Origin of the sequence: Amycolatopsis heterodermiae (genome assembly GCF_034929455.1) — a bacterium.
GTDB classification, from domain to species: Bacteria; Actinomycetota; Actinomycetes; order Mycobacteriales; family Pseudonocardiaceae; genus Amycolatopsis; species Amycolatopsis heterodermiae.
On the sequence record NZ_JAYFSI010000004.1, the window covers coordinates 330895 to 349677 of the forward strand.

The 18783-nt window shown below is 69.5% G+C and carries 19 protein-coding genes; 3 read left to right on the plus strand and 16 right to left on the minus strand.

What is annotated here, in order from left to right:
- Positions 1–85 precede the first annotated feature (85 nt).
- Positions 86–700, plus strand: coding sequence for a maleylpyruvate isomerase family mycothiol-dependent enzyme (locus VA596_RS20570; RefSeq protein ID WP_323329438.1), 615 nt, complete (start codon positions 86–88; stop codon positions 698–700).
- On the opposite strand, the gene VA596_RS20575 is transcribed toward VA596_RS20570, so the two are convergent.
- The 12 genes from VA596_RS20575 to VA596_RS20630 all read right to left on the minus strand — a co-directional run bounded on the left by VA596_RS20575 (position 687) and on the right by VA596_RS20630 (position 13492).
- The gene (locus VA596_RS20575) at positions 687–1310 is read right to left on the minus strand and encodes an HAD family hydrolase (protein ID WP_323329439.1); all 624 of its coding nucleotides are present in this window, start codon (positions 1308–1310) and stop codon (positions 687–689) included. The genes VA596_RS20570 and VA596_RS20575 overlap by 14 nt on opposite strands.
- Before the next feature lie 166 nt (positions 1311–1476).
- Complete coding sequence (locus tag VA596_RS20580) at positions 1477–2958, minus strand: right-handed parallel beta-helix repeat-containing protein (protein WP_323329440.1); 1482 nt, start codon at positions 2956–2958, stop codon at positions 1477–1479.
- 171 nt (positions 2959–3129) lie between these two features.
- Positions 3130–4446 carry a glutamate-1-semialdehyde 2,1-aminomutase gene (locus VA596_RS20585; protein WP_323329441.1) on the minus strand — a complete coding sequence of 439 codons (1317 nt, stop codon included), beginning with the start codon at positions 4444–4446 and terminating at the stop codon, positions 3130–3132.
- A 5-nt stretch (positions 4447–4451) separates the two neighbouring features.
- Positions 4452–5000, minus strand: coding sequence for a dTDP-4-dehydrorhamnose 3,5-epimerase family protein (locus tag VA596_RS20590; protein WP_323329442.1), 549 nt, complete (start codon positions 4998–5000; stop codon positions 4452–4454).
- Positions 4997–6181, minus strand: coding sequence for a polysaccharide pyruvyl transferase family protein (locus tag VA596_RS20595; RefSeq protein WP_323329443.1), 1185 nt, complete (start codon positions 6179–6181; stop codon positions 4997–4999). The genes VA596_RS20590 and VA596_RS20595 overlap by 4 nt, the downstream gene beginning before the upstream one ends.
- Positions 6178–7122: a glycosyltransferase family 2 protein gene (locus VA596_RS20600; RefSeq protein ID WP_323329444.1), complete on the minus strand. Its 945-nt coding sequence runs from the start codon at positions 7120–7122 to the stop codon at positions 6178–6180. Before VA596_RS20600 ends, VA596_RS20595 begins: the two co-directional genes overlap by 4 nt.
- Before the next feature lie 7 nt (positions 7123–7129).
- On the minus strand, positions 7130–8521 hold the full coding sequence (locus VA596_RS20605) for an MATE family efflux transporter (RefSeq protein ID WP_323329445.1): 1392 nt from the start codon (positions 8519–8521) through the stop codon (positions 7130–7132).
- On the minus strand, positions 8518–9798 hold the full coding sequence (locus VA596_RS20610; RefSeq protein ID WP_323329446.1) for a DUF4910 domain-containing protein: 1281 nt from the start codon (positions 9796–9798) through the stop codon (positions 8518–8520). Before VA596_RS20610 ends, VA596_RS20605 begins: the two co-directional genes overlap by 4 nt.
- The gene (locus tag VA596_RS20615; RefSeq protein WP_323329447.1) at positions 9798–10817 is read right to left on the minus strand and encodes an NAD-dependent epimerase/dehydratase family protein; all 1020 of its coding nucleotides are present in this window, start codon (positions 10815–10817) and stop codon (positions 9798–9800) included. The genes VA596_RS20610 and VA596_RS20615 overlap by 1 nt, the downstream gene beginning before the upstream one ends.
- Before the next feature lie 5 nt (positions 10818–10822).
- Positions 10823–11470, minus strand: coding sequence for a PIG-L deacetylase family protein (locus VA596_RS20620; protein ID WP_323329448.1), 648 nt, complete (start codon positions 11468–11470; stop codon positions 10823–10825).
- Positions 11467–12258 carry a glycosyltransferase family protein gene (locus VA596_RS20625; RefSeq protein ID WP_323329449.1) on the minus strand — a complete coding sequence of 264 codons (792 nt, stop codon included), beginning with the start codon at positions 12256–12258 and terminating at the stop codon, positions 11467–11469. The genes VA596_RS20620 and VA596_RS20625 overlap by 4 nt, the downstream gene beginning before the upstream one ends.
- Before the next feature lies 1 nt (position 12259).
- Positions 12260–13492, minus strand: coding sequence for a class I SAM-dependent methyltransferase (locus tag VA596_RS20630; protein WP_323329450.1), 1233 nt, complete (start codon positions 13490–13492; stop codon positions 12260–12262).
- Positions 13493–13701: 209 nt separating this feature from the next.
- On the opposite strand from VA596_RS20630, the gene VA596_RS20635 reads away from it, so the two are divergent.
- Positions 13702–14070: a YrdB family protein gene (locus tag VA596_RS20635; RefSeq protein WP_323329451.1), complete on the plus strand. Its 369-nt coding sequence runs from the start codon at positions 13702–13704 to the stop codon at positions 14068–14070.
- A 41-nt stretch (positions 14071–14111) separates the two neighbouring features.
- Here VA596_RS20635 and VA596_RS20640 read toward each other — a convergent pair whose 3' ends face one another.
- The 3 genes from VA596_RS20640 to VA596_RS20650 are packed head-to-tail and all read right to left on the minus strand — an operon-like array spanning position 14112 to position 16865.
- Entirely contained in the window at positions 14112–14984 is an 873-nt protein-coding gene (locus tag VA596_RS20640; RefSeq protein ID WP_323329452.1) for an LLM class F420-dependent oxidoreductase, read from the minus strand.
- Entirely contained in the window at positions 14981–15856 is an 876-nt protein-coding gene (locus tag VA596_RS20645) for an LLM class F420-dependent oxidoreductase (protein ID WP_323329453.1), read from the minus strand. The genes VA596_RS20640 and VA596_RS20645 overlap by 4 nt, the downstream gene beginning before the upstream one ends.
- A 40-nt stretch (positions 15857–15896) precedes the next feature.
- Positions 15897–16865: a YncE family protein gene (locus tag VA596_RS20650; RefSeq protein WP_323329454.1), complete on the minus strand. Its 969-nt coding sequence runs from the start codon at positions 16863–16865 to the stop codon at positions 15897–15899.
- A 142-nt stretch (positions 16866–17007) separates the two neighbouring features.
- Between VA596_RS20650 and htpX the strand changes: the two genes are divergently transcribed.
- Positions 17008–17868 (plus strand): zinc metalloprotease HtpX, encoded by an 861-nt coding sequence (gene htpX / locus VA596_RS20655; protein WP_323329455.1) that lies wholly within the window; start codon positions 17008–17010, stop codon positions 17866–17868.
- Here htpX and rfbA read toward each other — a convergent pair.
- On the minus strand, positions 17865–18746 hold the full coding sequence (gene rfbA / locus VA596_RS20660) for a glucose-1-phosphate thymidylyltransferase RfbA (protein ID WP_323329456.1): 882 nt from the start codon (positions 18744–18746) through the stop codon (positions 17865–17867). The genes htpX and rfbA overlap by 4 nt on opposite strands.
- Between the last annotated feature and the right edge of the window lie 37 nt (positions 18747–18783).

Sequence of the window (18783 nt, forward strand, 5' to 3'; positions counted from 1 at the left end):
CGCTCGGCTGATCGGTTCCACGGGGGTGTCGGTCTTCGCCCGGCCTGTTCGTCGGTGGGGTGACCTACTCGTGAAGGAGACCCCGATGATCCAGGACCTGATCGCCGCGGAACGCCGTGACCTGGCGGTGGTGCTCGACGGCCTGTCCCCGGCCGAATGGGCGACGCCGACGTTGTGCGCCGGCTGGCGCGTGCCGGAGGTGGTTGCCCACATGACGATGCCGTTTCGCATGTCGACCGGCCGGTTCGCCCGCGAAATGCTGAAGTCCGCCGGCCGCTTCAACCACATGGCCGACCGGGTGGCTCGCCGCGAAGCGGCCGAGCTGTCGGCCGAGGCGCTCGTCGCCTCGCTCCGCGACAACGCCGAACACCCCTGGCGGCCACCGGGCGGGGGAGCGGAGGGCGCGTTGAGCCACGACGTGATCCACGGCCTCGACATCACGACTGCCCTGAACCTCGACCGGAACGTGCCCCTGGACCGGATCGAAGTGATCCTGAACAGCCTCAAGCCGAAGCAGGTGAAGTACTTCGGCACCGACCTGACGGGCGTCTCCCTGCGTGCCGACGATCTCGACTGGTCGTACGGCACCGGCACGCCGCTCACCGGCGCGGCCCAGGACCTCCTGCTGGTGCTCTGCAACCGGCGGCTGCCTTCCGGGCGGCTGCGGGGAGAGCCGAGTTCGCGGTTCACCACGGTCTGAGCTCTCTTCGTAGCTGGTCCATTGTGGACAGACCGGCCGAGCCGAACCGCAGCGCCTGCAGCCCCGCGGCGCGCGCGGCCATGACGTTCTCCGCGCGGTCGTCGATCAGGAGGATGCGGTCCGGCACCACGTCGAGCCGCCGGCGCAGGCCGGTGAACGCTTCGGGATCGGGTTTGCGCACGCGGGTATCGCCGCTGACGAACCAGTCGGTGATGAACTCGGCGAGCCCGAAACGTTCCTGCAGCAGCTTGGACCATTCGCTGACGTCGTTGCTGAGACAGGCGAGCCGCACGCCGGTGGTGTCGAGCTCGGCGAGCACCGTGACGACGCCGTCGGTGAGACGGTGGCCGCGGCAGTATTCGTCGTCCGGGGCACCGGGTACGCCCGCCGCCGCCCAGAAGTCCGCGGAGGACATCTTGCCGAGGCTGCACGCGCGGTAGAGGTCGTCGATGTCACGTCGTTCGAGGACGCATCCCTTGCCGCGCAGGAAAGGGACCAGCAGCTCGCCGACGTCGTCGGCGCACGAGTAGAGGACGCCCATGGCGTCGAACACCACGACGTCGATCGCGTCGCGGCGGCGGGGTTCGGAGACGGGGCTCGGGGTGGCCATGTCTCCGACGGTACCGAACACCCGTGCGAACACCATCGCTGAAACGGGTGATCTCCAGGTGTCCGGAATTTACCGGTCGCGACTTTTCCCTTGTGTGCCAAGGGAAAGCGTCACCGCTGTCGCGGCCGTCGGAGAAAAGTGTCGGACCCCGCTGTCACAGTCGTGATCAGCAACCGGCGGCCCCACCGTCGAACGAAGAACACGCGTCCTGCGAGTACGGGCCCGCCCGCCAGCCCGCAGGATCGACCGTCCTGGAGGTGTCATGCGCGACGAAGGTCCACTGCCCCGCGTAGGAGTTGTCGTGCCACCGGTTGTCCTGCCGGAACGTGATCGCCTCCTGGACCGCGGTTCCCTTGTAGGGCGACCAGTCCGGGAACGTCCCGTAGTTCGACAGCAGGGCCATCCGCCCGCACAGACTCGTACACCCGAGCCGTGCCGGATCGAACCGGAAGGTGTTCCCGTGAACCTCCACGTGCTGCGTCTTCCAGCGGCAGTCGCCGTAGGACGGCGCCTTCGCGATGGTGCCCGCCGAGCACGAAGACGGGGACGCGAGCTTCGTGCAGTAGCCCGAAGACGTGTTGGCCGGGCTCGTGCAGAAGCGGTCGGCGTTCTCCCACAGCGTGATCCCGGACCAGTTGTCGGCGAACGTGTTCCCGCTGATGTCGATGGCGGACGTCCGCGCCGGGACTCGTGGCTCGCCGCCCGACTCCGACAGGTACACCGTCGCCACGGGGAAGTTGTCGCCGCGCGCCGCGAACGCGCGGCCTTGGACCAGGCTGTTGCCGCGGAAGGTGTTGCCGCGCAGCACCAGGTTGTAGCTCGTCTCGTAGAACAGCGCCTCGGCGTCGTTGGCCTCGAACAGGTTGTCTTCGACGAGGAAGTCGTTGTTGTTGGTGTCGGCCCACAGGCCGGCGCCGTGGTTGCCGTGGACCCAGTTGCCGCGGACGTCGGCGCCGTTCACGGCCCAGAACTTGGCCCCGCCGCTGCAGCCGCAGCCCGGGACCTTGGTCTCCCAGTCGCCGGTGTTGTTGCCGGTGATCTCGTTGCCCTCCAGCACGAGCCCGGTGATGCCGTCGCCTGCCTGGTACGCGTTGAGCCCGTACTGGCCGTTGTTCCGCAGGCAGCTGTGCCGCACGACCTGCCGCGCGCCGGCCATCAGGGCGGCGCCGGCGTTGTTCTCGATGGTGGCGTTCTCGATGAGCCAGCCGTCACCGGAGTCGTGGTTGACCACGCCCTGGTCCTGCAGCGCCGCGAAGCCGCGGATCGTCAGGTTCCGGATCTCGACGTCACGGGCCCGCTGGGTGAACGCCGCGCGGTTGACGCCGCGGCCGTCGACGACCGCGCCCGGGGCGCCGAGGTAGACGTCCCCGTCCTTCGGGGCGACCTGGCCGAACTCGTCGGTGCCGAGGGTGTGGGTGCCGGGGCGGAGCCAGAACGTGGTGCCGGGCGGGTTCGCCGCGGTCTTGGCCGAAAGGTCCCCGTCGACGCCCGGATCGACGGAGACCGCTCCGGAAGGCGCCTCTTCGTACGCCGCGGGCTGGTGATCGCACACCGGCCCCGGCCCGTCGGCACCCCTCGCGATCGCCGGGCAGGCCACGGCGATCAAGAGCGAGCAAGCACCAACGAGGAACGCACGAGATCTGCCCATGGCAGGACGCTATGCACGATCGGGCGGGAAAACAGTCACCCTGGAGTGTCCTCATCGGACCCAAGGAGTGAATCCGGCTCCCCGGGGCGGCGAACCGGCGTGCTTCCGTGGAGACGGAACCGCCCGGTGTCCGGTCGAGACCGGGCACCGGGCGGGGCGTGGCCCGTCGGGTCAGGCGTACTTGCGGAAGACCGGCTGCACCGGCCGGCCGCCCGTCCACGGCGTGGGGTCGCTGGCGTCGAGTGCCTTGCGGTAGACCGTGCAGGCCTGGGCGACCACGTCGATCGTCTTGTCGATGTCCGCCTCGGTGAGCGCGGCACTGACCACGAAGGACGGGCCGAGCACGCCGCCGGAGATCAGCTCGCGCAGGAACAGCGTCCGGTACGGCTGCGACGGCTTGCCTTCCTCGTCGAGCGTGCCGAAGACCATGTTGCTGGCCCGGCCGCGGACGACCACGTGGTCCTCGACGCCGATCCCGGCCGCGACGTCGCGGACGCCGGCGGCGAGCCGGTCGCCGAGGGCGTGCATGCGGCCGATGACGTCCTCGTCGCGGTAGACGTCCATGACGGCCATCGCGGCGGCGAGGGAGTGGGTTTCGGCACCGTGGGTGGTCGAGAGCAGGAACACCCGTTCGCGGTCGGTGTGCAGGCCGCCGATCTCCATCAGCTCCCGCTTGCCCGCGAGCGCGGAGACGGCGAAGCCGTTGCCGAGTGCCTTGCCGAACGTCGAGAGGTCCGGGGTGACGCCGTAGAGGCCCTGCGCGCCGTGGGCGGACCAGCGGAAGCCGGTGATCATCTCGTCGAAGACGAGCACGACGCCGTGACGCGTGGCGAGGTCCCGCAGGCCCTGCAGGTACCCCGGCGGCGGTTCGACCGCCGCGGCCGGCTCCAGGATCATGCACGCGATCTCGCCGTCGTGGCGCTGCAGCAGCTCCTCCGCGGCCTGCAGGTCGCCGTACGGGAAGGACACCGTCTGCTCGGTCGTCTCGTCCGGGATGCCCGCGTTCATCGGCGTGGTGCCGATGAACCAGTCGTCGGTCGAGAAGAAGGCGTGGTCGGCGCACTTGGCGACGAGCTTGCGCCCGGTCGCGGCGCGAGCCAGCCGCACGGCCGCCGTCGTGGCGTCGGAGCCGTTCTTGGTGAACTTCACCATGTCGGCCGTCGGGACGTTCTCGAGGAACCGCTCGGCGGCGTCGGCCTCGATGATCGACGGGCGGATGAAGTTGCTGCCCTTCTCCAGTTCGCCGCGGACGGCGTCGAGGACGCGGGGGTGGGCGTGACCCAGGCTGACCGCTCTCAGCCCGGCGCCGTACTCGATGTACTCGTTGCCGTCGACGTCCCAGACGTGGCCGCCGCGGCCGTGGGAGATGACCGGGGCCATCTCGAAGGGATACTGGTCCGAGCCCTTGGCGTAAGTGTGCGCACCGCCCGGGATGACCCGGTGCAGCCGCTCGTTCGCCGTCGTGGAGCGGGGCAAGTTCGTTCCCATGGGGGTCACCTCGTTGGTTTCAACGCCTCTCCGAGAGACGGCGCACGTTCGTCTCGGTCACTGACCATTGTGACTGACAGTGGCCAGGAAATGTCCAATTCAGGGTCTTTGTACGAAATCGTAATGTCTTCGTTCGGGTTGTGCGCCCGATCGATACGGTACGAGACGTCGGAGGGATCTGTGAGTGACTGGAATCCGTGCGCGCACCCCGCGGGGATGTACACGGAAACCTGCGTCTCACCCGAAAGTTCGAACGTCTTGATATTTCGGAATGTCGGGGAATCCGGTCGGAGGTCCACCACGACGTCGAAGATCGCGCCGTGGGAACAGCGCACGAGCTTCGATTCGCCGGCCCCGCCGCGCAGGTGCATCCCGCGCACGACTCCCTTGCGGGAGCGGGAAAGGCTGTCCTGGGCGAAGCCGTCCGGGTCGATCCCGACCGACGCGACGACCTCGCGGTCGAAGGTGCGGCTGAAGAAGCCGCGTTCGTCGACGTGGGGTGCCGGTTCGAACAGGTACACGCCCTCGATTTCGGGCACCGGAATGGCCTTCATCGCCCACCCCCGAAGAGGGCCGCCGAAAGGGCGGCGAACTGGTCCTTGAGCCGTTGCGCGTTCATCTCGTTCCGTTCCAGCAGTGTCTGGCGCAGTTCGGCCGAGCGGTTCTCGAGTTCGGTGAACTGCTCGACGAGACGGTCGAAGTCGACGGTCTTCGCCCGCTGGGTGAAACCGCCGAGCCCCATCTCCGTCATGAGGACGTCGTTCTTCGGCGCGTACCCGATCGCCACGGTCGGTTTCGCGACCTTCAGGGCGCAGAGCACGTTGTGGTAGCGCGTCGCCACCACGCGGTCCACCGCGGCCATCTCGTGCATCAGCTCGTCCAGGGTCTCCGCCGAGGCCGCCGTCACCAGCGGGGAAGCGGTCTTCTCGATGATCTCGTCGACGACCTGCCGGTCGATCTGGTCGCCGATGAACAGCCGGACCGGCCTGTCCTGGTCAACGAGCCAAGCGACAAAACGGTTCATCGTGTCGACGTAGTGGCGGTAGATCCGGTCGGCCTCGGCGCGGTCGTCGTTGCCGCCGTAGTAGGCCATCACGCCGACGCCGACGGTGCCCGGCTTGCCGTCGCCGTCCGGCGTGGGAAGGGAGAACGCGAGGTCCGGGTACACCTGGTCGCGGCTGGTGTCGACGCCCATGGCGCGCATCGCGTCGCGGGAGATGTCGTCCCGGTAGGAACGGTAGGCGGCGAGCCGGCCGACCCAGCGGACCAGCGTCCGGGTGGCCCGTGCGCTGATCTCGTTGGCGCCGACGCTGACCAGCGCCACCTTCGTCCCGAAGAGCTTTCCCGTGGCAGAGAGGAGGAACAGCGAATACGGAAAACCCCAGGGGCGCAACGGAAGCGTCGCTTCGAGGACGCCCATGCCGGGCACGATCACGACGTCCTGCTTGCGGACCCAGGCGGCCGTGCGGCCGATGTCGACCAGCTTGCCGAGTCCCTTGAGGACGATCGATCGGAGGCCGGACGCCGTCTCGTACTCGGACTGGTTCCAGTGCAGCGGCGTGGTGTCGAGGCCGTACCGCTCGCGGACGATCTCCGGGCCGCCCACCAGGGCGCTCAGCACCGCGTCCGGGTACTCGGCGCGCAGGTAGCCGAGCACGGCCTCGAGGGAACCGTCGTTGCCGAGGTTCCCCGAGCCGAGCAGGCCGAACACGCCGACGCGCGGGGCACGCTTCACGCGAGCCTGCCTTCCCGGCCGGCGACGATCTCGTTGACCGTCGCGACGTCGGAGGCGGTCGGCGCGCGGTCCTCGACGCGCTCGCCGTGGCCGGAACGCGCGCGGTCGGTCAGCCAGCTGCCGAGGTGCCGGAAGCACTCGCGCTTGTCGGCGCCCGAGATCGGGGCCCGCCGGATCAGGTCGGCGAACCCGACGATGTACTCGCCGACCAGGCGGACGGTGGGATTCCGGAGCCGGTCCGCGCGCCGCGGGTCGAGGTTGGCGCACCGGCTCCGGATGGTCGGGTTGGCACGTTCCGCGCGGCCCGGGTGGTCGCGGCGGAAGTACAGCAGCTCGGGCACCTGGTAGAAGGGGCCGTGCAAGGCCATCTCGGCCGAGTACGTGCGGTCGGCGTGGTGGTAGCTGTCGAGCGGCTTGACGCGGCGGAGGACGTCGGCGCGGATGACGCCGTAGAAGTCGTCGCCGCCGGGCTCGAACAGGATGCTGCGGAAGCGGTCCGGGGCGTGCCGGGAGCCGGTGTTCAGCGTGTACTCGAGCGGCTGGACGATGCGGCCGTCGCCGTCGATGATGGCCTGGTCGCAGTGGGCGAGGATGACGTCCGGGCGTTCGTCGAGCGCCTCGATGCAGCGCTTGAGGAGGTCGCGGGCGTAGAGGTCGTCGTGGGAGACCCACTTGAAGAGCTCGGTGCGGGACACGTCGAACACGAAGTTGTGGTTCGGCGTCGCGCCGATGTTCTTCGGCTGGCGAACGTAGCGGATCCGCGAGTCCTTCTCGGCGTAGCGGCGGCAGATCTCGTCGGTCGCGTCGGTGGACGCGTTGTCCGAGATGATCAGCTCGTAGTCCTCGTAGGTCTGGCCGAGCAGCGCGTCCAGTGACTCGGCGAGGTACTCCTCGCCGTTGTACACCGGGAGGCCGAGGCTCAGCCGCGGGACGGTGGTCATGGAGTCCTCATTCCTTGATCGGCTCTTTGATCGGCTCGAAGACCACGGTGATTTCGTTGATCGTCTCCTTGAGCGGCGCGAAGACGATGGTGGCTTCGTTGGCCCCGGCGTCGTCCGGGGCCGGTGGCACGTACTCGCGCAGGCCGAGCCGCAGCTGCAGCCACCAGACGACGGAACCGGTGAGCGTGGCGGTCGCGACGCCCCACGCGGATCCCGCCGCGCCACCCAGGAAGGCACCGGTGATGCCGAACGTGACGTAGAACAGGGAGGCGATCAGCTGGGACCGCAGGCTCCGCGGGGCGGCGCCGAGGGCCCGCAGGCCGGCCGCGGCGCCGGTCGAGAAGCTCGCGCCGACCACGGCGAGGGTCACCGGGAGGATCAGCGGGGACGACGAGTCCCACACCGAGCCCATCACCCAGCGGCCGGCCGAGTCGGGGAGGAGGAGCAACAGCGCCAGGCCCCAGCACAGCGCGGCGGCGGCTTGGCCGCCGCCGAGGATGATGCAGAAGTGCTTCAGCCGGTGCGGCGCCCGCTGAAGCACCCGCGCGCCCTCGGCGACGGTGACCAGGGACAGGCCCATGAGCAGGGCCAGGAACGGGCCGAGCAGCTGCTCGGCCCCGCGGACCGCGCCGACGGCGGTGATGCCGGCGATCGCGCCGAGGCCGTACGCGCGCAGCTGCGACGCGCCGCTGTTGCTGACGTTCTCGACGAGGTAACGGACGCTCAGGTCCCGCTGGGTCCGGAACCAGCCGACCATCTCGCGCGGGTGCGGGAGGACGCCGGTCTGGAACCAGCCGAAGAGCGCCGCGACCGCGCCGGAGAGGCCCCAGGCCAGCACGAACGCGACCACGGTGTGGATCTGCGCGGCGATGAACAGCGCCGGCAGCAGGGCCACGCCCCACACGCAGTCGTTGATGAACGCCTTCTTGCCTTCGCCGCGCGCGAAGAACGCGAAGCGCCAGGCGTCCTGCAGCAGCAGGCCCGGCAGCACGATGGCGAGCGCGACGAACGCGTTGCCGAGGGGGCCGCCCGCGGCCAGCCCCGCGACGAGGCTGATCACGCCGGTCACGCAGCCGACACCGATCGCGGTGCCGGACGCGCTCGCGACGCCGGAGCGCCACTGATCCGCCGAGACGGCGCTGAAGCGCACCATCAGCGGGTCGGTGGCCAGGCCGCGCGAGACGTTGAGCACCACGCCGTAGGTGACCCAGGCGAGGCTGAAGATGCCGAAGGCGAACGTCCCGAGGGAGCGGGCCACGTACAGCCCGACCGCGAAGTTGGTGAGGCTCGACACCGCCTGGTCGCCGAGTCCCCAGCTCAGCCGTCCGGCCATGGCGCGCACGGCGCCGTTCCGGAGCAGCGAGCGGGGGGCACGGCGATGGTTGGCCACGTTGCTCATTCCTTGACCAGACCGGCGTCGTGCAGGGCACGCGCCGCGACATCGACGATGTCGAAGGGCAGGCCGGCCCGTTCGGCGATGTCGAGGAGCGAGTGGTCGCCGTCGGACAGGTTGAGCACCCAGAGCATGGCCATCTGGGCTTCCTTGGCGTCGCTGCGGCCGCCGAGCGAGCCGTACAGCCCGCGCTTGCCGAGCTGGGGCTCGCCGTACGGGCTGAGGTTGACGTACCGGCGGTTGCGGTCCAGGACGCCGAAGGCGTCGAGCAGCGCGCCGAGCGTGTCCTCCATGGCGGCCGGGGAGACGAAACCCGGGTTGTCGGCGGAGGTGTGGTACTCCGGGTAGCCCGCGTACGGCGTCCGCGTCAGGGAGCCGACGCCGAGGTTGAAGCCCGGCGAGCAGAACTGGCGCTCGTCGTAGCCGTAGGGCGAGAAGTCGACGACCTTGTGCTCCCGTGAGCGGAGCACGTGCTGCACCACGCGGTCGATCTCGGCGTCGTCGCGGCGGGACTTCTTGTACGTCAGCGGGCCCGGGTCACCCGCGCACGCCAGCACCAGCCCGTGCTTGACCTTGTCGATCCGGTCGGAGTTGCGCGCCAGCCAGGTGATCGAGCCGATCGTGCCCGGCATGAACAGGAACCGGTACGTGTAGTGGGGCTGCGATTCAGCCAGCTGCTGGGCCAGCGAGATCGCGACGGCGATGCCGGCGAGGTTGTCGTTGGCCAGCGACGGGTGGCACACGTGGCACGACACGATGACCTCGTCGGTGACGCGGCCCGGGACGACGTGCTCGCCGTAGGTGAGCGAGCCGTCGGCCAGGGTCGAGTCGACGACGACGTCGTAGTCGCCGTCGGGCAGCGCGTCCAGCTTCTCCTGCGCGAGGCAGAATCCCCAGGCCGGGGCGTAGTAGCTGGTCCGGTAGGGCACCCACGACGGCTGGTCCGGCAGCGTGTGCAGGTGCTCCCGCAGCTCGCTCAATGGCATCCGCTCGGACACCGGGACGCTGTACCCGACGACGTGCAGGTTCGACTCCCGGAAGTCGATTACCCGCTCACCGGAAGGCGCGGCGACGTAGGCGTCGCGGATGTTCCACTCCTGCGGGATCGTCCAGTCCAGCACCTGGGTGCCGGTCGGGACCTCGTGCCGCTCGAGCGTGATGTGCTCGCCGATGACGTCCAGGGTCTGCCGCACGCCGTCGCCGGTGATGCTGCGGCAGATCGGGTACAGCCGCTCGACCAGGGCGTGCAGCTCCGCCCCCGACCGCAGCTGCGAGCCCGGCACTAGTGCCGCCGCAGGGTGTCGTCGACGCGGCCGGCTTCGCCCTCGCTGCGCAGCCAGGCGAGCCTGGTGAACAGCTTGTTGAACGATTCCCTGGTCAGGCCGAACTTCCGGTAGGCCTCGATCAGCTCGACGGCGCCGTCCTTGACCGACCACTCGCAGGCGAAGCCCGGGATGGCGTCGCGGAAGCGCGAGAAGTCGACGCGGTAGGAGCGCGGGTCGGCGCCGGCCTCGCCGGTGATGTTCAGCGTCGAGCCCGGCACGGCCTCGACGACCTCCTGCGCGATCTCGGCGACGGTGACGTTGTTGTCCTCGGTGCCGATGTTGAAGGCCTTGTTGTGCACGGCCTCCTTCGGCGCCGTCAGCGCGGCGGTGAACGCGCGGGCGATGTCCTGGGCGTGCACCAGCGGCCGCCACGGCGTGCCGTCGGAGAGCACCAGCACCTCGCCGGACAGGTGCGCGTGCGCGGTGAGGTTGTTCAGCACGATGTCGCCGCGCAGCCGGGGCGAGTAGCCGAACGCCGTCGCGTTGCGCATGTAGACCGGGGTGAAGTCGTCGTCGGCGAGCTCGTGGACGTCGGCCTCGACGCGGACCTTCGACTCGGCGTACGGCGTCACCGGCTTCAGCGGCGCGTCCTCGTCGACCAGGTTGTCGCCGCCCGCGCCGTACACCGAGCAGGTCGACGCGTAGAGGTAGCGGCTGACGCCGGCGTCCTTGGCCAGCTTCGCGAGCTTCACCGACGCGTGGTGGTTGATGTCGTAGGTCAGCTCGGGCGCGAGCGAGCCGAGCGGGTCGTTCGACAGCGCGGCCAGGTGGATCACCGCGTCGACGTCGGCGACGTGCTTGGCCGTGACGTCGCGCAGGTCGACCTCGTAGCCGCCCGGGTCGGCCGGCGCGGGCCCGAGCAGGCACTGCTCGAACAGCCCGGAGTCGAGGCCGACGACCTCGTGGCCGGCCGCGGCGAGCACCGGGGCCATCACCGTGCCCAGATAGCCCTTGTGCCCCGTCAGCAACACCCGCATCGAATTCAGCCCTTCAGGTCGAGAGTGAGTTTCTTGACGAAAAACGCTTCGGCGTACTTCGCGGCCGTTTCGATCCCGCGGATCCGGGCGAGACCGAGGAAGGCCTCGCGGTCGTACCAGCCACGGTGCCGCTGGGACGCGTAGTGCGCCTGCAGCAGCCGGACCTTTTCCTCGGCGACGTCGTCGTCGAGCGGCTGGTACACCGACGGCGCGCCGAGGTCGCCGTCCCACTTGACGATCTCGTAGCCCAGCGCCAGGTGGTCGCGGAACGCCGTCGGCACGAGCTTCGCGAGCCCGCGGTGGTCCTGGTGCGCGTCGTCGGTGCGCGGCGCCAGGATGACGTCCGGGTCGGTCCGGCGCCGCAGCTCCTCCAGCGCGTTCTTGGCCTCTTCCCAGTGCGCCGGGAACCGGCCGTCCGGGAGTTTCAGCACCGTGACGTCGACCTGCGCGCCGGGGCAGAACGCCGCGAGCGCCGCGCGCTCCTCGTCCTCGCGGGGCGTGCCGCCGCCGGAGAGGACCAGCGCGTCGACCCGCAGGCCCGGACGCGACCCGCACATCGTCAGCAGGGTGCCGCCGGCGCCGATCGCGATGTCGTCGCAGTGCGCGCCGAGGGCGACGACGCTGCCGAGCCGTCCCGGCCGGAGCCCGATCACGCGGTGCTCGCGACGGGCCGCTCCCAGAGCGCCCAGGGCTTCTTGCCGTGCGTGTACGCGTCGTCGAGCGCCGCGCGCTCCTTGACCGTGTCGGTCGGCTTCCAGAACCCGCGGTACGGGTAGGCCAGCAGACGGCCGCGCTTGGCCAGCTCGCCGCAGCCGTCGGCGACCAGGTCGCCGTTCTCCGGGATGTGGTCGAAGACCTCCTGGCGGAGCACGAAGTACCCGCCGTTCTCCCACAGCGGCATCTCGCTGACGGCGGTGATCGCGCCGACCATGCCGCCCTCGTTCATCTCGACGCAGTGGAACGACGACTGCGGCGGCACGACCATCATCGACGCGCCGGCGTCGGTGTTCTTGAACCGCTCGATCATGTCGGGCAGCGGCGCGTCGGACAGGACGTCGGCGTAGTTCGCGAGGAACATCTCGTCGCCGTCGAGGTAGTCGCGGACGCGGCGCAGGCGCTCACCGATCGGCGACTCGATGCCCGTCTGCACGAAGGTGATCGTCCAGTCGGCGATGTCGGTCGAGAGCAGCTCTGCCTGGCCGTTGCGCAGGACGAAATCGTTGGAAATGGTTTCCTGGTAGTTCAGGAAGAAGTTCTTGATGTGCGCCGCGCCGTAGCCCAGGCACAGGATGAATTCGGTGTGCCCGAAGTGGGCGTAATACCGCATGACGTGCCAGATGAGCGGTCTCGGACCGACCATCGCCATCGGCTTGGGGACGTCGTCGGCCGCGCCGTTGCGCATCCGCATCCCGTAACCACCGCAGAAGAGAACGACCTTCACTTCAAGACACCTCGACGATTTCCAGGCGGGGGATGGGGAACACGAGCTTTCCGCCCCAGGCACCCACGAACGACAGCTGTTCGGTCAGTTCCTCCCGGAGGTTCCACGGGAGGACGAGCACGTAGTCGGGCCGATCGGCTTCGATCCGTTCCGGGGGCAGCACCGGAATGCGCGTGCCCGGCGTGAAACGGCCGTGCTTGTACGGATTGCGATCGACGGTGTAGCTCAGCAGGTCCGTCCGGATCCCGCAGTGGTTCAGCAGGGTGTTGCCCTTGCCCGGGGCGCCGTAGCCGACGACGGTCTTCCCGTCGTTGCGCGCCTCGATGAGGAACTTCAGCAGGTCCAGCCGCACGCGGGTGACGCGCTCGGCGAACTCGGTGTACCCGGACAGCTCGTGCAGCCCGGCGGCCTTTTCGCGTTCCAGGACGTCGGTCATCCGCTCGCTCGGCTCGCCCGCGACCTCGTCGGGACGTGCCCACAGCCGGATCGAGCCGCCGTGCGTCGGCACGAGTTCGACGTCGACCACGGTCAGGCCGCCGGTCGCCAGCGCGCGGCGGGCGGATTCGACCGTGTAGTACTGGAAGTGCTCGTGGTAGATCGTGTCGTACTGGTTCTTTTCGATCAGCGTGAGCAGGTGCTGGACCTCGATGGAGACCCAGCCGTCGTCCGCGACCAGGGCGCGCAGGCCCTTGGTGAAGCCGAGGACGTCGGGGATGTGCGCGTAGACGTTGTTGGCGGCGACCAGGTCGGCCGGCCCGTGTTCCTCGCGCACCTGACGGCCGGTTTCCTCGGAGAGGAAGGCGGTCAGGGTGGGCACGCCGGCGTCGCGCGCCGCCTGCCCGACGTTCACCGAAGGTTCGACACCCAGGCACCGGATCCCGTGGCCGACGACGTGCTTGAGCAGGTAGCCGTCGTTGCTGGCGACCTCGACGACGAACGACTTCTCGTCCAGCCCCAGCCGCTCGACCGAGCCGTCGACGAACCGCTTCGCGTGTTCCACCCACGACGTCGAGAACGACGAGAAGTAGGCGTATTCGGTGAAGGTGTCGTCCGGGTCGATCAGCGGCGGGATCTGCGCCAGCCAGCACTCGGTGCACACGATGAGGTGCAGCGGGAAGGTGGCTTCCGGCTCGTCGAGCTGCTCGGCGGTCAAAAATCGCTCACACGGGGGAGTCGCGCCGAGGTCCACGACGCTGGCCGTGTTTGTCGAACCGCAGAGTCGACATGTGGTCATCTACCAGGCTCCTTGGACTCGCGGTCGCGATATGCGTTAGACACGTCGAGCAGCGGTGGAAGGTCGTTACAGCGACGCGTCCCGGTCAGGTGGACCGATTCGGAACCGCAACATCACCACGCCAAGCAGGTGACCTGTGGTGCAGATCACGGACGGTGCCGGGCCGGATCCGTAACGTCCACAGTGGACCTGGGCCCTACGCTGGGCGGATGACTTCGGAGCCGACTCCCCGCCTGAGCGGGGTCGCGGGCGTGGTGCTGACGATCCGGTTCCTGACCGAACTGGCGCTCCTGGGCGGCTTGGCCCTGGCGGGCACCCAACTCGGCGGCGGCCTGGCGCTGGCGATCGTCGACGCGATCCTGCTGCCGGTGGCGGCGGCCGCGATCTGGGGTCTGTTCATCGCCCCGCGCGCGTCGCGGCGCCTCCCGGAACCGGCCCGTTTCCTGGTGGAGTTCACCCTCTTCGCGGCGACCGGCGTGGTGCTGGCCCTGGTGGGCTGGGTGGTCGCCGGGATCGCGCTGGCGGTGGTGGGCATCGGCGTCGCGGCCCTGACCCGGCGCGTCGCCAAGGACGGCTGAAGGCCTCCTCGTCAAGACGAGAAGTCCTCCAAAGCCGCAGGTCAGAGCTTGTTCGCCACCGGGATCACGTCCGTGGCGAAGCGCTCGATCACCGACAGGTCCGGAACGCCCGGGACCCAGCCCAGCACCGCGTCGATGCCCAGGCCGGACAGGCGCTCCAGCTCCTCCAGCAGCGCTCCGGTCGACGAGCCGTCCGTGCCCGTGTCCAGCCACATCGCCACCGTCTTGGTGATCTCGCTGTAGTCGCGGCCCTCCGCTTCGCAGTGGGCCCTGAGCACCGACAGCTTGTGCTCCAGGTCGGGCCCGGCGATCAGGTTGCAGGCGTCGCCGTACTTCGCGACGAAGCGCAGGGTCTTCTTCTCGCCGCCTCCGCCGATCATGATCGGGGGGTGCGGGCGGGACAGCGCCTGCGGGACGTTCAGCAGGCGCTCCGCCGTCACGTGGGTGCCCGAGAAGCCCGAATCATCCGATGACCACATCTGGTGGACGTACTTCAGCGCGTCTTCCAGCTGCTCGAAGCGCTCCTTCGTGGACGGGTAGCGCATGCCGAGGCCGCGCGCCTCCTCCTCGTTCCAGCCGGCGCCGAGGCCGAGCACGGCGCGGCCGCCGGAGAGGACGTCCAGCGTGGTGATCGCCTTCGCGAGCAGGCCCGGGTGACGGTAGATCACGCCGCTGACCAGCGTCAACAGCTTCACCTGTGACGTGTGCGCCGCCAGGAAGCCGAGGGTGGTGTACGCCTCCAGCATCTCGTGCTCGGGCGGGCCGTAGCGCGAGATCTGGAAGAAGTGGTCCATCACCGAGAGGTAGCCGAAGCCGGCTTCGTCGGCCGCCCGGGCCGTCGCGGCCAGGTCGGCGCCGAGCGCGGCCGGGCCGTTCGGGTACGTCTGCTGAGCGAGGTGGAGACCTAGTTTCATCCGATGTTCTCCGCGGCGGGGATGACGTCGGTGCCGAACTTCTCGAGCACCGCCTGGTTGTGCACGTGCGGGACCGCGCCGAGGGCGACCTCGATGCCGAGCCCGTTCAGTCGCTCGAGCTCCTTCAGCAGCTCGTCGGTCTTCTCACCGCTCTCGCCGATGTCGAGGACGTGGTAGACGGTCTTGGTGATCGAGTCGTAGTCCCGGCCCTCGTTCTCGCAATGCTGCTTGAGGACGTCGAGCTTGTGCTTCAGCTCCGGGCTGTTGAAGAGGTTGCACTGGTCGGCGTACTTCGCGACGAAGCGCAGCGTCTTCTTTTCGCCACCGCCGCCGATCATGATCGGCGGGCGCGGGCTCGAGAGCACCTGCGGCACGTTCAGGAGCCGCGAAGCGTCGAAGTGCTTGCTCTTGAACGCCTCGTCGCCCTCGGCCCACATCTGGAGGATGTACTGGAGGTTCTCCTCCAGCAGCTCGAACCGTTCGGCGACCGGCGGGAACGGGAAGCCGAGTCCCTTCGACTCCTCCTCGTTCCAGCCCGCGCCGATGCCGAGGATCGCGCGGCCGCCGGACAGGACGTCCAGGGTCGTGATCGCCTTGGCCAGCAGGCCCGGGTGCCGGTAGAGGACACCGGTGACGACGGTCAGCAGCTTGGCGCGCTCGGTGTGCGCCGCGATGAAGCCGAGGGCGGTGTACGCCTCGAGCATGTCGTTTTCGACGGGGCCGACCCCGCGAATCTGGAAGAAGTGGTCCATCACGGCGATGGAGTCGAAGCCCGCGTTGTCGGCGGTGCGGACGACGGCGGCCAGGTCGGCGCCCAGCGCGGACGCCCCGTTCGGCCAGGTGAAGTCGGGAATCTGCAGTCCGAGTTTCATAGTCTCCGACCGTATACCTGGAGTTACCCCAGCTGGGTACTCAGAAATCCCGGACGAGGGAAACCCTGCCGTGCAAGGGATCCGTGACGAACACCGTGTGCGTGCGCTGGTCGACGGCGATGTCGCCCGGGTTGACGCCCAGCGAAAGATCACCCGACAGCGTGCCCGTCGCGCCGTCGATCCGGCTGAGCCCGTTCGAGCCGCCGTTGGTGTACACGGTGTTGGTGCCCTGGTGCACCGCGAGCGCGGAGGATTCACTGCGCAGCAACACGGTCTTGCGCTCGGTGCGCGTCGAGGAGTCCACAATGGACATGTGGTGGATGCCGGAGTTCGCGACGTACACCGTGCCGCTCGCGACGTGCACCGCGACGGCCGTCGGCTTCGCCCCGACCTGCACGCTCGCGACGAACTTCCCGGCCTCGATGTCGAACACCTCGACCGAGTCCGTGCCGGTGCTGGCGCAGTAGGCGAGCTTGCGGCCGGGGTCGACGGCGATGCCGCCCAGGCTCGACTTCGGGCCGGGCACGAGCGCCGCCAGGGTGCAGCTGACGCCGTCGAGCACGGCGAGCATGCCGGTGCCGCCGGAGGCCGCGTAGACGCGGTTGGCCTGCTCGTCCACCGCCAGGGTGGCCGCGCCGGCGCCCGCGCCGATCACGCTCACCAGGTCGTGGGTGCGGCCGTCCAGCACCACGACGGTGCCGGCGGGCGGGTTCGCGACGTAGACGCGGTTGGCGACCGAGTCGACGACGACGTCCCCGGGCTCCCCGCCGACGCGGACCACCGCGCCGACCGTGGCGCTCTGCGGATCCACGACCGACACCGTGCCGGCCTGCGGATCCGTGACGTACCCGAGCCCGGTGACCGGATTCACCGCGATGCCGGTCGGGGCGCCGCCGACGTCGATCGAGCGGACGTTCTCCGCGCGCGCGACCCCGGGCAGGACCAGGGCCCCGGCGCCCGCCGTGACCAGGGCGAACAGGGTCCTCCGGCGTATCTGGCGACCTCGCATCGGCGCCTCCGCTCGTGATCAATTCGCCTCCCGAGCGTAACCCGCGCGATGATCACGTGAAGGAACTTCGAGTCCCCCGATCGCGTTGTTTCCAGTGGGTAACCCACCTGAAGAGCGGACCAGCGGACGGAGGCGAGCGCGCGTGCACGGGCACCAGAACGGACTCAAGACGGCGTTGCTGCTCGGCCTGCTGTCGGCGATCATCGTCGCGATCAGCGGGCTCTTCGGCCGTGGTGCCCTGGTCATCGGCCTGGTCGTCGCCCTGGGGATGAACGCCTTCGCCTACTTCAACTCGGACAAGCTGGCGCTGCGCGCGATGCACGCCCAGCCGGTGTCCGAGGCCGAGCAGCCCGCGATGTACCGGATCGTGCGCGAGCTAGCGACCGTCGCCCGCCAGCCGATGCCCGCGCTGTACCTCAGCCCGACCGTCGCGCCGAACGCGTTCGCCACCGGACGCAGCCCGCGTCACGCCGCCGTCTGCTGCACCACCGGCATCCTCGACCTGCTCGACGAGCGCGAGCTGCGCGCCGTGCTCGGCCACGAGCTGTCCCACGTCTACAACCGCGACATCCTGATCTCCTGCGTCGCGGGTGCCCTGGCCAGCGTGATCAGCGTGCTCGCGAACATCGCGCTGTTCTTCGGCGGCAACAACCGCGACGGGGGCCCGCTGGTCAGCCTGATGCTGATCTTCGTCGGCCCGATCGCGGCGGCCGTCATCCGGATGGGCGTCAGCCGGTCGCGGGAGTACCAGGCCGACGCGTCCGGCGCCGAGCTGACCGGCGACCCGCTGGGCCTGGCCTCGGCGCTGCGCAAGCTGGAGGCGGGCACGCGCGCGCGGCCGCTGGTCGCCGAGCCGCAGCTGGTGTCGCAGTCGCACCTGATGATCGCGAACCCGTTCCGCCCGGGTGAAGGCCTGAGCAAGATGTTCTCGACGCACCCGCCCATCGCCGACCGCATCGCGCGGCTCGAGGAGATGGCCCGCCGCGGCCCCGGTGGTCTCTAGGCCGAGGCCCCGGCCGCCACGGCGACCGCCTTGACGTAGTCGCCGTAGCCGGACTTCGCGAGCTTCGAGCCCAGGGCGTAGCACTCGTCGGCGTCGATGAAGCCCATCCGCAGCGCGATCTCCTCGAGGCAGGCGATGCGCACGCCGGTCCGGTGCTCCAGCACCTGCACGAACTGCCCGGCTTCGAGCAGCGAATCGTGCGTCCCGGTGTCGAGCCAGGCGAACCCGCGGCTCAGCTCGACCAGCGTCGCCCGATCCTGGCGCACGTAGGTGAGGTTGACGTCGGTGATCTCCAGCTCGCCGCGCGCGGACGGCTTGAGCGCGCGCGAGATCTCGACGACCTCGTTGTCGTAGAAGTACAGGCCGGTGATCGCCTTGTTCGACCGCGGCTTGGCCGGCTTCTCCTCGATGGAGACCAGCTTGCCGTCCGGCCCGACCTCGCCGACGCCGTAACGCTCGGGATCCTTCACGGGGTAGCCGAACAGGACGCAGCCGTCGAGCTCCCGGACCGCGGCCTGGAGGCGGCTGGAGAAACCCTGGCCGTAGAAGATGTTGTCGCCCAGCACCAGCGCGACGTCGTCGTCGCCGATGAAGTCCGCGCCGATCACGAACGCCTCGGCCAGGCCGTTCGGGCTGGGCTGCTCGGCGTAGCTGAACGAGAGGCCGTACTGGTCGCCGTTGCCGAGCAGCTTGCGGAAGCTCGGCAGGTCGGCCGGGGTGGAGATGATGAGGATCTCGCGGATCCCGGCCAGCATCAGCACCGAGATCGGGTAGTAGACCATCGGCTTGTCGTAGACCGGGAGCAGCTGCTTCGACACCGCCTGGGTGATCGGGTGCAGGCGTGTCCCGCTGCCTCCGGCCAGCACGATGCCCTTCATTCGCTGCCTCCCTCTCGTCGACCACAGCCCCGCCCAC